This is a genomic window from Streptomyces sp. NPDC029041 (genome assembly GCF_040637515.1).
Taxonomy (GTDB): Bacteria; Actinomycetota; Actinomycetes; order Streptomycetales; family Streptomycetaceae; genus Streptomyces.
Map to the genome: position 1 here is coordinate 186,125 of NZ_JBEZWO010000007.1, position 12,719 is coordinate 198,843.

Annotated in this window: 7 protein-coding genes and 4 pseudogenes; 8 read left to right on the forward strand and 3 right to left on the reverse strand. The window is 73.5% G+C overall.

Annotation, left to right across the window (positions count from 1 at the left end):
• The first annotated feature begins 101 nt into the window (after nt 1-101).
• The 5 genes and pseudogenes from AB0F04_RS19515 to AB0F04_RS19535 all read left to right on the forward strand — a co-directional run bounded on the left by AB0F04_RS19515 (nt 102) and on the right by AB0F04_RS19535 (nt 3,675).
• Nucleotides 102-1,298, forward strand: a complete 1,197-nt coding sequence (locus AB0F04_RS19515) for a cytochrome P450 (protein WP_362043120.1) — start codon at nt 102-104, stop codon at nt 1,296-1,298.
• A 14-nt stretch (nt 1,299-1,312) separates the two neighbouring features.
• Nucleotides 1,313-1,522, forward strand: a pseudogene (locus tag AB0F04_RS19520) (ferredoxin); the annotation flags it as partial.
• Nucleotides 1,523-1,617: 95 nt separating this feature from the next.
• Nucleotides 1,618-2,026, forward strand: a pseudogene (locus tag AB0F04_RS19525) (DUF1348 family protein); the annotation flags it as partial.
• Nucleotides 2,027-2,054: 28 nt separating this feature from the next.
• A pseudogene (locus AB0F04_RS19530) lies at nt 2,055-2,587 on the forward strand (flavoprotein).
• A 119-nt stretch (nt 2,588-2,706) separates the two neighbouring features.
• Entirely contained in the window at nt 2,707-3,675 is a 969-nt protein-coding gene (locus tag AB0F04_RS19535) for an aldo/keto reductase (protein ID WP_362043122.1), read from the forward strand.
• Nucleotides 3,676-3,691: 16 nt separating this feature from the next.
• On the opposite strand, the gene AB0F04_RS19540 is transcribed toward AB0F04_RS19535, so the two are convergent.
• Nucleotides 3,692-4,534, reverse strand: coding sequence for a phytanoyl-CoA dioxygenase family protein (locus tag AB0F04_RS19540; RefSeq protein WP_362043124.1), 843 nt, complete (start codon nt 4,532-4,534; stop codon nt 3,692-3,694).
• Nucleotides 4,535-4,846: 312 nt separating this feature from the next.
• Here AB0F04_RS19540 and AB0F04_RS19545 point away from each other — a divergent pair, with 312 nt between their 5' ends.
• The 3 genes and pseudogenes from AB0F04_RS19545 (at nt 4,847) to AB0F04_RS19555 (ending at nt 8,837) form a co-directional block, all read left to right on the forward strand.
• Nucleotides 4,847-5,692: a helix-turn-helix domain-containing protein gene (locus tag AB0F04_RS19545; protein ID WP_362043521.1), complete on the forward strand. Its 846-nt coding sequence runs from the start codon at nt 4,847-4,849 to the stop codon at nt 5,690-5,692.
• Nucleotides 5,693-6,062: 370 nt separating this feature from the next.
• Nucleotides 6,063-6,884, forward strand: a pseudogene (locus AB0F04_RS19550) (hydrolase); the annotation flags it as partial.
• 177 nt (nt 6,885-7,061) lie between these two features.
• A complete protein-coding gene (locus AB0F04_RS19555) occupies nt 7,062-8,837 on the forward strand; it encodes an RICIN domain-containing protein (RefSeq protein ID WP_362043522.1) in 1,776 nt (591 codons plus the stop codon).
• A gap of 12 nt (nt 8,838-8,849) precedes the next feature.
• Here the strand turns inward: AB0F04_RS19555 and AB0F04_RS19560 are convergent, their stop codons facing one another.
• Both AB0F04_RS19560 and AB0F04_RS19565 read right to left on the reverse strand, forming a co-directional pair.
• A complete protein-coding gene (locus AB0F04_RS19560; RefSeq protein ID WP_362043523.1) occupies nt 8,850-10,109 on the reverse strand; it encodes an SLC13 family permease in 1,260 nt (419 codons plus the stop codon).
• A gap of 204 nt (nt 10,110-10,313) precedes the next feature.
• Nucleotides 10,314-12,701, reverse strand: coding sequence for a SpoIIE family protein phosphatase (locus tag AB0F04_RS19565; protein WP_362043126.1), 2,388 nt, complete (start codon nt 12,699-12,701; stop codon nt 10,314-10,316).
• Nucleotides 12,702-12,719 lie beyond the last annotated feature (18 nt).

Below are 12,719 nucleotides of genomic sequence, written 5' to 3' on the forward strand. Positions count from 1 at the left end.
CGGGCCGCGGTCGGGCCCTGGTGTCCACCCCGCCTTACATCATTAGATGCCCTGGGCATCTAATGATGCGACGCGACGCACTACTCGTCTGCGAGGTCTCGATGACGGAAACGACCGCACCCGTCGCCTTCCCCCAGAGCCGGACCTGCCCCTACCACCCGCCGGCCGCCTACGACGCACTGCGCACCGAACGCCCCCTGACCCGGATCACCCTCTTCGACGGCCGAGAGGCCTGGCTCGTCAGCGGGCACGCCACCGCCCGCGCGCTGCTGGCCGACCCGCGGCTGTCGTCCGACCGCGACCGGCCCGGCTTCCCCGCCCCCACCCGGCGCTTCGCCGGGATCCGCAACCGCAGAACGGCCCTGCTGGGCGTCGACGACCCCGAGCACCGCGTCCAGCGGCGGATGGTCGTCGGGGACTTCACCCTCAAGCGGGCGGTCGAACTCCGGCCACGCATCCAGCAGATCGTGGACGAACGGCTCGACGCGATGATCGCCCAGGGTCCGCCCGCGGACCTGGTGAGCGCCTTCGCGCTGCCCGTGCCGTCCATGGTGATCTGCGCCCTGCTCGGCGTCCCCTACACCGACCACGACTTCTTCGAGACCCAGTCGCGGCGGCTGCTGTGCGGCCCGGAGACCGCCGACGTCCTCGACGCCCGCGACCGGCTGGAGACGTACTTCGGCGAACTGATCGACCGCAAACAGCGGGAGGCGGGCACCGGCCTGCTGGACGACCTGGTCCACCGGCAGCCGCGCGTGGGCGACCTCGACCGCGAGGGTCTGATCGCCATGGCCCTCATCCTGCTGGTCGCGGGCCACGAGACGACCGCGAACATGATCTCGCTCGGCACCTTCACCCTCCTCCAGCACCCCGAGCGGCTCGCCGAGCTGCGTGCGGACCCGCGGCTGGTGCCGGCCGCGGTCGAGGAGCTGATGAGGATGCTGTCGATCGCGGACGGCATGCTGCGTCTGGCCGTCGAGGACATCGAGGTGGCGGGGACGACCATCCGCGAGGGCGAGGGCGTGGTCTTCGCGACCTCCCTCATCAACCGCGACGAGACGGTCTACCCCGATCCGGACACGCTGGACTGGAGCCGCCCGGCCCGTCATCACGTCGCGTTCGGCTTCGGCATCCACCAGTGCCTCGGCCAGAACCTCGCCCGCGCCGAGCTGGAGATCGCCCTGCACAGCCTCTTCGAGAAGCTGCCCGGCCTGCGCCTGGCCGCCCCGGCCGAGGAGATCCCGTTCAAGCCGGGCGACACGATCCAGGGGATGCTGGAACTCCCCGTGACCTGGTAAGGGCCTGCGCACACATGCACATCGACATCGACATCGACATCCACATCGACAAGGGCGTCTGCATCGGCGCGGGGCAGTGCGCCCTGACCGCCCCGGACGTGTTCACCCAGGACGACGAGGGATACAGCACGCTGCTGCCGGGCGGCGAGGACAGCGGCGGTCCGCTGCTGCGGGAGGCGGCCCGCGCCTGCCCGGTCGGCGCCATCGCCGTGTCCGAGACGGTGAGCTGCCCCCCCCGGGATCCACCTCGGCCCCCCCCGAGCCGCCGGGCCGCCTCGCGCGGGCCCGGCCGCGGGCTCGGCGCTCCTGGGGAGGCCCGAAGGTCCAGGAAGCCGAGGACGCCTGGAACGCCCGTGGCCCGCACAAGGTGTCCCTCGCCTACTCGCCGGACTCCGTCCGGCGCAACCGCGACACCTTCCTCACCGGCCGCGCCGAGATCGCCGAGTTCCTGACCCGCACGTGGGAGCGCGAGCAGGAGTACGCGTTGCGCAAGGACCTGTGGGCCTCCGACGGCAACCGCATCGCCGTCCGCTTCCAGTACGAGTGCCGGGACGGGCGGGGGGCAGTGGTGGCGCCGCTACGGCGACGAGCTGTGGGAGTACGACCAGCACGGCCTGATGACCCGGCGCGAGGCGAGCATCGACGACGTGCCGATCGGGGAGAACGAGCGCCGCATTGCCGGCCCCCGGCCGGAGCCGGAACGCGCCGACACCTTGCCGGTCCGGTGAGCCCGGGGGGAGTCGCTAGGGTTCCGGGATGATCGAACAGGCCGCCCGCAAGCCCTTCCTCTACGTCGTCGTCTGCGCCGCCGGCATCGCCGCGGACCTCGGCGAACTGATCACCGCCGCACAGGCCCGGCACTGGGAGGTGGGAGTCATCGCGACGCCCGCCGCCATGAACGGCTTCTTCGACACCGCCGCGGTCGAGGCCCGGACGGATCGCCGCATACGCTCCGCCTGGCGCACGCCCGGCGAGCCGCGTCCCTTTCCGGCGCCCGATGCCGTGGTGGTCGCCCCCGCCACCACACCGTCAACAAGTGGGCGGCAGGCATCGCCGACACCCTCGCCCTGGGCACCCTGTGCGAGGCCGCGGGGCTCGGGGTGCCGATCGCCGTCCTGCCGTGCGTGGCGGACGCCCTGGCCGCCCACCCCGCCTACCGGGACAGCCTCGAACGGCTGCGGGGCATGGGCGTGAGGTTCGGGGAGCCGTACGCGGGAGAGCCGGGGGAGGACGGCGGACGACCGGACTTCGGCTGGGAGCGAGCCCTCGATCTGGTCGAACGCCGCTGACGGACAGGCCCGGGGCCACGCGCGGACGGCCTTTCAGGAGCCCCGCCCGGCCTTGCCTTTGAGCGCACACGAACACATACGCTCCCCGTGAGATCCCCCCGAGAGCAGGAGCAGCAACCATGCAGTACGTGAAGCTCGGTTCGACGGGCCTGGACGTCTCGCGGATCAGCCTGGGGTGCATGACCTACGGGCTGCCCGATCGCGGCACCCACGAGTGGACCCTCGACGAGCAGGCCTCGCGCCCGCTGATCCGGCAGGCCGTCGAGGCGGGCATCACCTTCTTCGACACGGCCAACGTCTACTCCGACGGCACCAGCGAGGAGATCGTCGGCCGGGCCCTGCGCGACTTCGCCCGCCGTGACGAGATCGTCCTCGCGACGAAGGTGCACGGCCGGATGCGGCCCGGACCGAACGGCGGCGGCCTGTCCCGCAAGGCCATCATGACCGAGCTCGACCACAGCCTCACCCGCCTCGGCACCGACTACGTCGACCTCTACCAGATCCACCGCTTCGACCCGCACACCCCGGTCGAGGAGACGATGGAAGCCCTGCACGACGTCGTCAAGGCCGGCAAGGTCCGCTACATCGGAGCCAGTTCGATGTACGCCTGGCAGTTCTCCAAGGCCCAGTACACCGCCCGTCTGAACGGCTGGACACGCTTCGTCTCCATGCAGAACCACTACAACCTGATCTACCGCGAGGAGGAGCGCGAGATGCTCCCCCTGTGCGCGGACCAGGGGGTGGGGGTGCTGCCCTGGAGCCCGCTCGCCCGCGGCCGTCTCACCCGGGACTGGGACACCACGACCCGGCGCGGCGCCACCGACGCCTTCAGCGGCAGCCTGTACCACGACGGTGACCGCACCATCGTGGAGGCGGTCACCCGCATCGCCGGCGAACGGGGCGTTTCCCGCGCGCAGGTCGCCCTCGCCTGGCTGCTCCACCAGCCCACGGTGACCGCACCGATCGTCGGCGCCTCCAAGCCCGGGCATCTTGAGGACGCGGTGGCCGCCGTGGAACTCCGGCTGACCGACGAGGAACTGGAGGAGCTCCAGCGCCCGTACGGCCCCCACCCCGTCGCCGGCCACTGAATCCACCCCTCGACGGTCAGTGAGGCCCCTGCGGCGCGAACTCCGTTCCGCAAGGGCCTGCCCCCTCGCTCTCCGCCAGCTCCACCCTCGCCCCGCTCATCGCCCGCGTCCGGTAGAACCGCCCGATCCGTTCCGTCGACCGGCCCACGTAGTGCCCGATGAACGACCGCCGGAACCGGTCCGCCGTCCGGTTCGGCTGCGAGCCGTGCACCAGGCTGCCGTTGAAGAACAGGACGTCACCCGGCGCCATGTCCACCGGCACCGGCGCCAGCCCGGCCGGCGGCGGAACGTACTCCCGGGCGAAGGACACGTCCGCGTCGGCCTGCTCGGGGCAGAACAGGTCCATCAGGTGCGTGCCCGGCACGACCTCCAGCCCACCGTTCTCCCGGTCGATCACGTCACAGGCCGTCCAGGCCGCCACACACGTGCCGGGCTCCACCCTGAGGTAGAAGTTGTCCTGGTGCAGCGCCTGCCCCCGGGCGCCCGGCGGCTTGAAGTAGAACATGCTCTGCGCGGCCAGCACCTCCTCCCCGAGCAGCGCCTCCAGGACCGTCCGCAGCCGGGCGTCGAGCAGGATCTCGCGCGCGAAGTCGTTGATCTCGTGCGGGTGCATCACCCGGGGCCACACGTGCAGGGGATCCGCATCCGGCCCGTCCACCGCGCGCGGCTCGAAGTGCCCGGGCACCGGACCGGCCGCCCGCAGTGCCGCGAACTCCCCGCACAGCCGGTCGATCTCGTCGACCGCGAAAAGCCCCCGTACCACCGTGAAACCGACCTCGTCGAATTCCTCCCGGTACCGGTGGAGCCCCTCGCGGTCCAGGATGGAGGCGCCGACTGCACCGTTGCCCGTGACTGTCATGAATGCACTCCTCGCTCGGGTGTCCTCGGCGGAAAACGCTAGGCCCCCGCGCCGCCCAGGAGGATGCCCGTGCGTGCTGACGGATTGCCCGAGACTGGCGCGCCGAGAAAGACCGGGCGGACGGGGGGTACCGGGGACGCCGAGGAAACCGGGATCGCCAACGGTGCCGGGAAGGCCGACGGTGCCGGGATCGCCGACGGTGCCGGGAAGGCCGACGGTGCCGGGATCGCCGACGGTGCCGGGAAGGCCGACGGTGCCGGGAACGCCGACGGTGCCGGGAACGCCGGGGATCCCGCCCCGCCGCCCGGACTGGTGGTGCTCGGCCACTTCGACCAGCCGCACGGGTACGGCGTCAGCCGGCCGCACGGGTCCGCGAGCTGGCTCTTCACCTGGACCACCGCAGGCCGGGGACGGCTGTGGCAGGGCGGTGCGAACACCTCGGCCGGGGCGGGCGCACTGGTCGTACTCGCCCCGGGCGTCCCGCACGGGTACGGCGTCGAGCCCGGCGCCCGGAACTGGCGGTTCTGGTGGGCGCACTGCCAGGCCCGCCCGTCCTGGGCCGCCTGGCTGCGGCCGTACGACGCCGGTCACGGGATGTACGTGGTCACCTCCGTCCCGGCCGGCGTGCACGGCCGCGTCGGGGCGGCGTTCCGGCGGATGCACAGCGACGCCCGCTGGACCGGCACCGAAGCACCGCCCGGCGGGGCACCCCCGGACGGGCAGGTCGCCGTGGCGCACGGCAGCGCTGCCCGTGAACTGGCCCTGTGCGCACTGGAGGAGATCGTCCTCCTCACCACCGCCCGGCTGCCGGCTCCCCGGCCCGGCCTCGACGCACGGGTCCGTCGCGCACAGGAGCTGATCGACGCCGACCCGGGCGCCCCGCACACCGTCCGCTCACTCGCCGAGGGCGTCGCGCTGTCGCCGTCCCGCTTCGCCCATCTGTTCAGCAGCCAGCTCGGCCGCTCGCCCATGCGGGCCCTGCGCGAGGCGCGGCTGCGCCATGCCGCCCGGCTGCTGGAGAGCACCGACCTGCCCGTGGAACGCGTCGCGGTGGCCTCGGGTTTCGTCAGCCCGTTCCACTTCAACCGCGCCTTTCGCGAGCGCTACGGGGCACCGCCCGGGGCGTACCGCGCGACACACGGCGGTGCGACCGGCTGAGCACCGCTATTGGTTCTGCCGCGGACCTCGAAAGACCGGTGCGGAAACGCCGCCCACCGCGTGAGCTGCTGCTCGGGGGTGACTCAATGGTTTCCAGGCACCCGACGGGCAGGAAAATGTCAGTCGTAAAGAAAGGGGTAGACGGCACGGAAATCCCTTTCGCGCCACTGGCTGACTTCTTGTCAAAAGCCGCTGTGCGCCCACGCAATACGCGAAACCGCGAGATCGCTTGTTCCCTGTCCCTGACCTGTGCAAAGGTGTGCTCTGTCGGTGTGCCCCCACACGCCTTTCTTTCGTATGCGTGCGGCCGCCGGCCGGCATACCCCTTGGTACGGACTTTGTTCCGCATGTCCTTGAGAGGAATGCAGCCGTGAAAGACGCAGGCCCGTCGAATTCCCCGGCCCCGGCCCGCGGGTTCGGTGCGACGGACGAGCAACTGAGCTCGGAGCTCAGGAAGTGGACCGGGGCGACGCCCGCACTCCACCCCGTCGGCGAACTGCTGGACCGGCACTGGGAGGCGGCCTTCTCCTACGCCCGGCTGTGCACCGACGGTCCGCGCTCCGCGGGCATGCTCACCACCGCGGCGTTCACCCGGCTCTTCGGCGAGACCCTCCGGCAGAACGGACCGACCTCCGCGTGGCGGCCCCATCTGCTCCTCACCGTGCGGCGGATCGCGGCCGAGTGGGCGGGCGACCACCGATTGGACATGCTGCACCCGGCACTGCTGGCCGGCACCGGCGAGGGGGAGCGGCCGGCCTCCCGGCTGCTGCCGTCGCGACACCGGCGCCTGCTGTCCGGCGCCTTCCAGCGGCTGCCCCAGTCCGCCCGCTGCCTGCTGTGGCACGTCGAGGTCGAGGCCGAACCGCCGGCGTCCCCGGCCGCGTTGCTCGGCCTGGACGAGGAGGGCGCGCGCGTCGAACTGGACCGGGCCCGCGACCGGCTGCGCGAGGAGTGCCTGCAGCTCCACCGTGAACTCGCCCCCGACGAGGAGTGCCGGCGCTATTTGCGGCTGCTCGACGTGACGTACCGGCGTGGGGGTCTCGAGATCGACCCCGATCTACGCGCGCATATCGAGGGCTGCGGGCACTGCAGCGTTGCCGCGGACCAGCTCGACCAGTTCAACCACGGCCTCGGCGTCGCCCTGTCGGAAGGGGTGCTGGGCTGGGGCGGGCGGGGCTACGCGGAGAGCCGGACCAGCGAGGCGGGAGACCACGCCGGAGGTGGGCGGCCCGCGGAGCGCCGACGGCCCGGTGCGGAGGCCGGTGCGGCCGCCGGGGCCATGGTCGGCGCGGCACGCGAGCTGTTCCCGGACCCGGTGGCCCTGGCCCGCGAGGTCTTCCCGGAGCCGGCCGGTATGGCGTACGAGATCATGCCGGACCCGGTCCGTGCGGCGCGCCAGGGCTTTGCGGGACCGACGGGTGGCGAGGGGCTTGCGGAGTCGGCCGGTGAGGCGGGCGAAGGCTTCCCGGCCTCGCCGCGTGCGGCACGCGGGGCCTTTCCGGGGCCGTCCGGTGCGGCGCGCAAGGGCCTTTCGGATCCGGTCCGTGCGGCTCGCGAGGGCTTTGCGGGGCCGAGGGGTGCGGGACGCGAGGTCCCCCCGGGGCCGAGGGGCGTGGGACGCGACGTTTCCCCGGGGCCGACGGGTGCGGGGCGCATAGGTTTTGCGGGACCGACGGGTGGCGAGGGGCTTGCGGAGTCGGCTGGTGAGGCGCACGAAGGCTTCCCGGCCTCGCCGCGTGCGGCGCGCAAGCTGTCTTCGGGGGCGGCCCGTGCGGCACGCAAGGGCCTGACGAATCCGGCCGGTGCGGCGCGCAAGAGCCTGACGGATCTGGCCCGTGCGGCGCGCGAGGGCTTGTCGAGTCCCCGCGCGGCGCGCGAAGGCCTCGCGGATCCGGCCGGTGCTTCGCGCGAGGGCTCCGCCGGCCCGGCCGGCACGGCGGGTCGGTCGTTCCCTGCCCCGTCGCGTGCGGCGCGGGAGTCCTTCCCGGGGCAGCCCGGCGACGGGCGTGAGGTCTTCCCCGACCCGGTCGCCCTCGCCGGCGCGGTGGGGGAGTCGTTCACCGAGCCGAGCGGCCCGGCGTCCGCTCCGCCGCCCCCTGCCGGGGTTGAGAGCCGCGACCCGGCCGAGGACACCGCCGAGGCTCCGGCCGGCGCGGGCCGCTCCCTGCCGACCGCCACAGTGGCCCCGGCCCACCGACGCGAAGGCTCGCGAAGCGCTGCCCGAAGGTCGGGCAGGTCCGCCCGGAGGGCCGCCCGCCGTGTCGCACGGCGGCGCAATCTCACCGTGGGCATCCTGACCGTCGGCGGCCTCGTGGTCCTGCCGCTGGTCCTGTGGTCCACCGGCGACTCCGGTGACAACGCCCCGGCCGGCGCGGGCCGACCCGCCGGGGAGGCACCCGACCCCGACGCCGGCGAAGGGAACACCGACCCGTCCCGGACCGGCGCGGGTGACGCACGCCAGGGCGCCCTGCACGGCCGGCTGCGCAACGTCGCCTCGGACCTGTGCGTCGGCATCGACGGCAAGAAGGCTGTCGAGGGCGCGGAGGCCGAGCTGACGACCTGCTCCGCGGACGCCGCCCAGCAGTGGACGTACGAGACCGACGGACTGCTGCGCAACGGCGCCGCGCCGGACCTGTGCCTGGACTCGCAACTCGGCTACTCGCTCCGGCTGGCTCCCTGCGCGGGCGCCTCCCGGCCGGACCCGAAGAACATCCGCTACGACTTCACCCTGCAGGGCGCCCTGGTGCCCCGCTGGGACCAGGACCTCGCCCTGGCCCCCGCCGCGACCGACGGCTCGGGCGCCCTGGTCCTCAAGGCCCGGACGGACGACGAGGTCCAGCGCTGGGTGATCGACAGCACCAAGGCCGATCTCCAGATGCAGGCCGTGAACTGGAGGGACACCGTTCCGGCGACCCGCTCCGCCCCCGCACCGTCCCCCGGTCCCGCACGGTCGAAGACACCCGAGCCCACACCGACTCCGTCCCCGGCCTCCACGGCGCCGGAGAAGACGCCGAGCAGCCCGGACGCCACCGACCCGTCCTGCTACCGCTACGGCTACTACTGCGACTCCGACGGCCGGTACGGCAACCCTGGCCATGGTTACCCCGGCTACGGCTACGGCCGCGGCGGAGACGGCCGCCGCTGACCGGGCGTGGGCTCAGACGCCGACGACGGCCAGTGACAGCCACAGTGCGGTCACGGCCGACACCAGCGCGGCCGGTACGGCGAGCAGCCCGAGCCGTGTGAACTCGCCCAGCCCGACCCGGTGCCCGCCCTGCTGGACGATCCGCCGCCACAGCAGGGTCGCCAGCGATCCGGCGTAGGTCAGGTTGGGGCCGATGTTCACCCCGAGCAGCACCGCCAGCACGGCACCGGGACCGGACCCGGCGGTCAGGGGCAGCAGCACCAGCACGGCGGGCAGGTTGTTGATGAGGTTCGCCAGGACCGCGGCCAGCGCCGCCACGCCCAGCAGGGTGAGCAGCCCCGAGCCGTCGGGCAGGACGTGCCGCAGCGCGTCGGCGAGCCCGTGGTCGACGACCGCGCGCACGACGACGCCGAGTGCGAGCACGAACGCCAGGAACGCCGGTTGGGCCGAGCGCACCACCGCGAGCGGCGTGGCCCGGCGCCGCACCAGCGCCCGCCCGGCCAGCACCAGCGCACCCGCCGTCGCGGCCCAGGCCGGCGCGATCCCCACGGCGGAGGCCACGACGAACCCGGCGAGTGTGCAGCCGACCGTGACGAGGGCGAACAGCGGGAGCGGTTCGGGACGAGGGGCGGGGTCGGGGGAGGGGACGGGCGCCGCGAGTTCGTCGTCGAAGAAGCGGCGGAACACCAGGTATTCGGCGGCGATGGCGGCCAGCCAGGGCAGGGCCATCAAGGCCGCGAAGCGGGTGAAGCTCAGTCCGCTCGCGGTGAAGGCCAGCAGATTGGTCAGGTTGGAGACCGGCAGCAGCAGCGAGGCGGTGTTCGACAGATGGGCGCAGGCGTACAGGTGCGGTCGTGCCTGCACGCCCATGCGGGTGGCGGTGGCGAGCACCACCGGGGTCAGCAGGACGACCGTGGCGTCCAGACTGAGTACGGCCGTGATGACGGAGGCAAGCGCGAACACGGCGGTCAGCAGCCGTGTGGGGCGCCCCGCCGCCCAGCGGGCCATCCACGCCCCGCAGGCGGTGAAGAGCCCTTCCACGTCGCAGAAGTGGGCGAGCACCAGCACGGCGGCGAGGAAGCCGACCACGGGCCCGAGGCGCTGGATCTCCTCCCCGGCGTGCTCCGGCGAGATCACCCCGAGGGTGATGGCGAGTCCGGCGGCGGGCACGGCCAGCACGGCCTCGGGCAGGCCCTTCGGACGGGCGACGGCCCAGATCAGCACAGCGGCGAGCAGGGTCACGGACAGGACTTCGGCGAGCGGGGCGTTCAGGGCGGTGTCCTCCGGAGCGTGATCTGGTCGTGCCCGCCCATGAAACCAGGCGCTGGTAAGAGAACTGCCGGGGCCTGCCCCGTCCTGTCCGGCGCGCGCCGCCCGTCGCGAAGACCGCGGGGGTCACCGCCCGGCTGCCGGCCGGTTCGGCGGCCGCCGCGGCGGCACCGTGCCGCCGCCCGCCTGCCGGTGCGGAGCGGGTGCTCAGAGCTCGTCGCCGAGCAGGGCCAGCTCCGCCCAGATCGTCTTGCCCTCGCCGGTGTGCCTGCTGCCCCACCGCTGGGTGAGCTGGGCGACCAGGAGCAGACCGCGACCGCCCTCGTCCCAGGTCTTCGCCCGGCGCAGGTGCGGTGCCGTGTGGTTGGTGTCGGACACCTCGCAGATCAGCGTGGCCGCGTCATGGATCAGCCGGAGCCGGATGGGCGGGGCGCCGTAGCGGATGGCGTTGGTGACCAGCTCGCTCACCACCAGCTCGGCGGTGAACGTGGCTTCGAGCAGCCCCCAGCGCTCCAGCTGGTCGACGACCTGCTTGCGGATGGGGGCCACCAGTGCCGGGTCGGCCGGGATGTCCCAGGTGGCGACCTGGGCGGACGGCAGGCCGCGGGTGCGGGCCAGCAGCAGGGCCACGTCGTCGCTGGAGCCGCCCGGCGGGAGGAGGGTGTTCAGCACGCGGTCGCAGGTCTCGTCCAGGGAGCCGGAGGAAGCCGACAGGGCCTCGCGGAGCATCCGGCCGCTCGTGTCGACGTCCCGCTCACGGCTCACGAGCAGTCCGTCCGTGTGGAAGACCAGGACGCTGCCCTCACGCAGCTCCACCTCGGCCGCCTCGAACGGCAGCCCCCCGACACCCAGCGGTGGCCCCGAGGGCAGGTCGAGCTGGCGCGCCGGGCCGCCCGGCGGCACCAGCAGGGGCAGGGGGTGCCCGGCGCGGGCCAGGGTGCAGCGCCGTGACACCGGGTCGTACACCGCGTACAGGCAGGTCGCGCCCACCTCTCCGGTGCCGTCGTCCCCGCCGGACTCCTCCGACAGCCGGACGACGAGGTCGTCGAGGTGCGTGAGCAGCTCGTCGGGCGCCAGGTCGATGTCGGCGAGTGTACGGACGGCGGTGCGCAGCCGGCCCATGGTGGCCGAGGCCTGGATGCCGTGACCGACGACGTCGCCGACGATCATGGCGACCCGCATCCCCGACAGCGGGATCACGTCGAACCAGTCACCGCCCACGCCGGAGCGCGTGGCCGGCAGGTAGCGGGACGCGGCCTCCACCGCCGCCGTGCGCGGCAGGGTGCGGGGCAGCAGGCTGCGCTGCAGGGTCAGGGTCGTCTCGCGCTCGCGGGAGTAACGGCGCGCGTTGTCGATGCAGACGGCGGCCCGGGCCGTGACCTCCTCGGCCAGGAGCACGTCGTCGGGGGTGAACGCCTCGGGGCGGCGGAAGCGGGTGAAGACCGCCACGCCGAGGGTCGTGCCACGGGCCTGCAGCGGCACGGACATCGTGGAGTGGATGCCGTACTCCTCGATCCGCTGGAAGCGCAGCGGGTCCCAGGCGAGCCAGCGCTCGAGGTCGCCGGACGCGCCCGAGGCCACGACCGTGTGCCCGGCCACCAGGGAGGCGGCCTGCGGGGAGTTCTCCGGGTAGACATCCACCTGCCCGGGCTCGGCGACGGCCTCGGGGCTGCCCTTGTTGACGGACTGGTGGGCGGACCGGCGCAGGCTCAGTGGCGGGATCGGCGGCCCGGAGGACTCGCCGCCGTACTCCCGGGGGTCGAGCAGGTCCACGCTGACGAAGTCGGCGAGCGCCGGCACGCACACGTCCGCCAGCTCCTGCGCCGTACGGGTGACGTCGAGGGTGGTGCCGATGCGCACGCTCGCCTCGTTGACCAGCAGCAGCCGTTCCCGTGAGCGGTACTGGTCGGAGAAGTCGTGGGCCGTCACGCACACGCCGCGCACCCGGCCGGTGCCGTCGGTGAGCGGGGCCATCCTGGCCAGCCAGGCGTGGGCCCCCCGGCTCTCGCCGGTCGCCTTCATGTACGTCTGCATGTCCTGCCGCCGGCCGGTGCTCAGCACCCGGCGCAGATGCTCCTCGAGCTCGGCGTTCTGCGGCCGGCTGCCGATGTCGGTGGGCTTCAGGCCCAGCATCCGCGCGGCGGGCAGCCCCAGGAGGTCCGCCATGGCGTCGTTGAGGCCGCGCAGCCGCAGCCGCTCGTCGAAGATCATCGTGGCGCAGGGCGACTGCGTCAGGGCCAGGCGCACCAGCGGGTCGTCCGAAAGCTGCTGGTCGGCGGCCTCCGGCGGGGACACCGCCAGCCAATCGGTCGCCTCGGCTCCGTCGGGCGGTCTGCGGTGGGCGAGCACCCAGAGGGACACCGCATGCCCGTCGCGGTGACGCAAGGTGAGCGTGCCGCTCCAGCGGGAGCCCTCCCGCACGGACGGCGGGTCCGCGCCGTCGGCCAGCAGCGCGGCGGCCGGGCGGCCCACGACCTCGTCGGCCGTGTGCCCCAGCAGACGGCGCGCACCCTCGCTCCACTCGGTGAGCGTGCCGTCGACGGCGATGACGGCACGGGCGGCCACGCCATCGTCGAACGGCTCGTCCGGACTCATCGTCGCGACTCCATACGG

Coding starts and splice junctions, on each gene's coding strand:
- AB0F04_RS19515 (WP_362043120.1), top strand. CDS start 102: ATGACGGAAACGACCGCACCCGTCGCCTTCCCCCAGAGCCGGACCTGC.
- AB0F04_RS19535 (WP_362043122.1), top strand. CDS start 2,707: ATGCAGTACGTGAAGCTCGGTTCGACGGGCCTGGACGTCTCGCGGATC.
- AB0F04_RS19540 (WP_362043124.1), bottom strand. CDS start 4,534: ATGACAGTCACGGGCAACGGTGCAGTCGGCGCCTCCATCCTGGACCGC.
- AB0F04_RS19555 (WP_362043522.1), top strand. CDS start 7,062: ATGCCGGACCCGGTCCGTGCGGCGCGCCAGGGCTTTGCGGGACCGACG.
- AB0F04_RS19565 (WP_362043126.1), bottom strand. CDS start 12,701: ATGAGTCCGGACGAGCCGTTCGACGATGGCGTGGCCGCCCGTGCCGTC.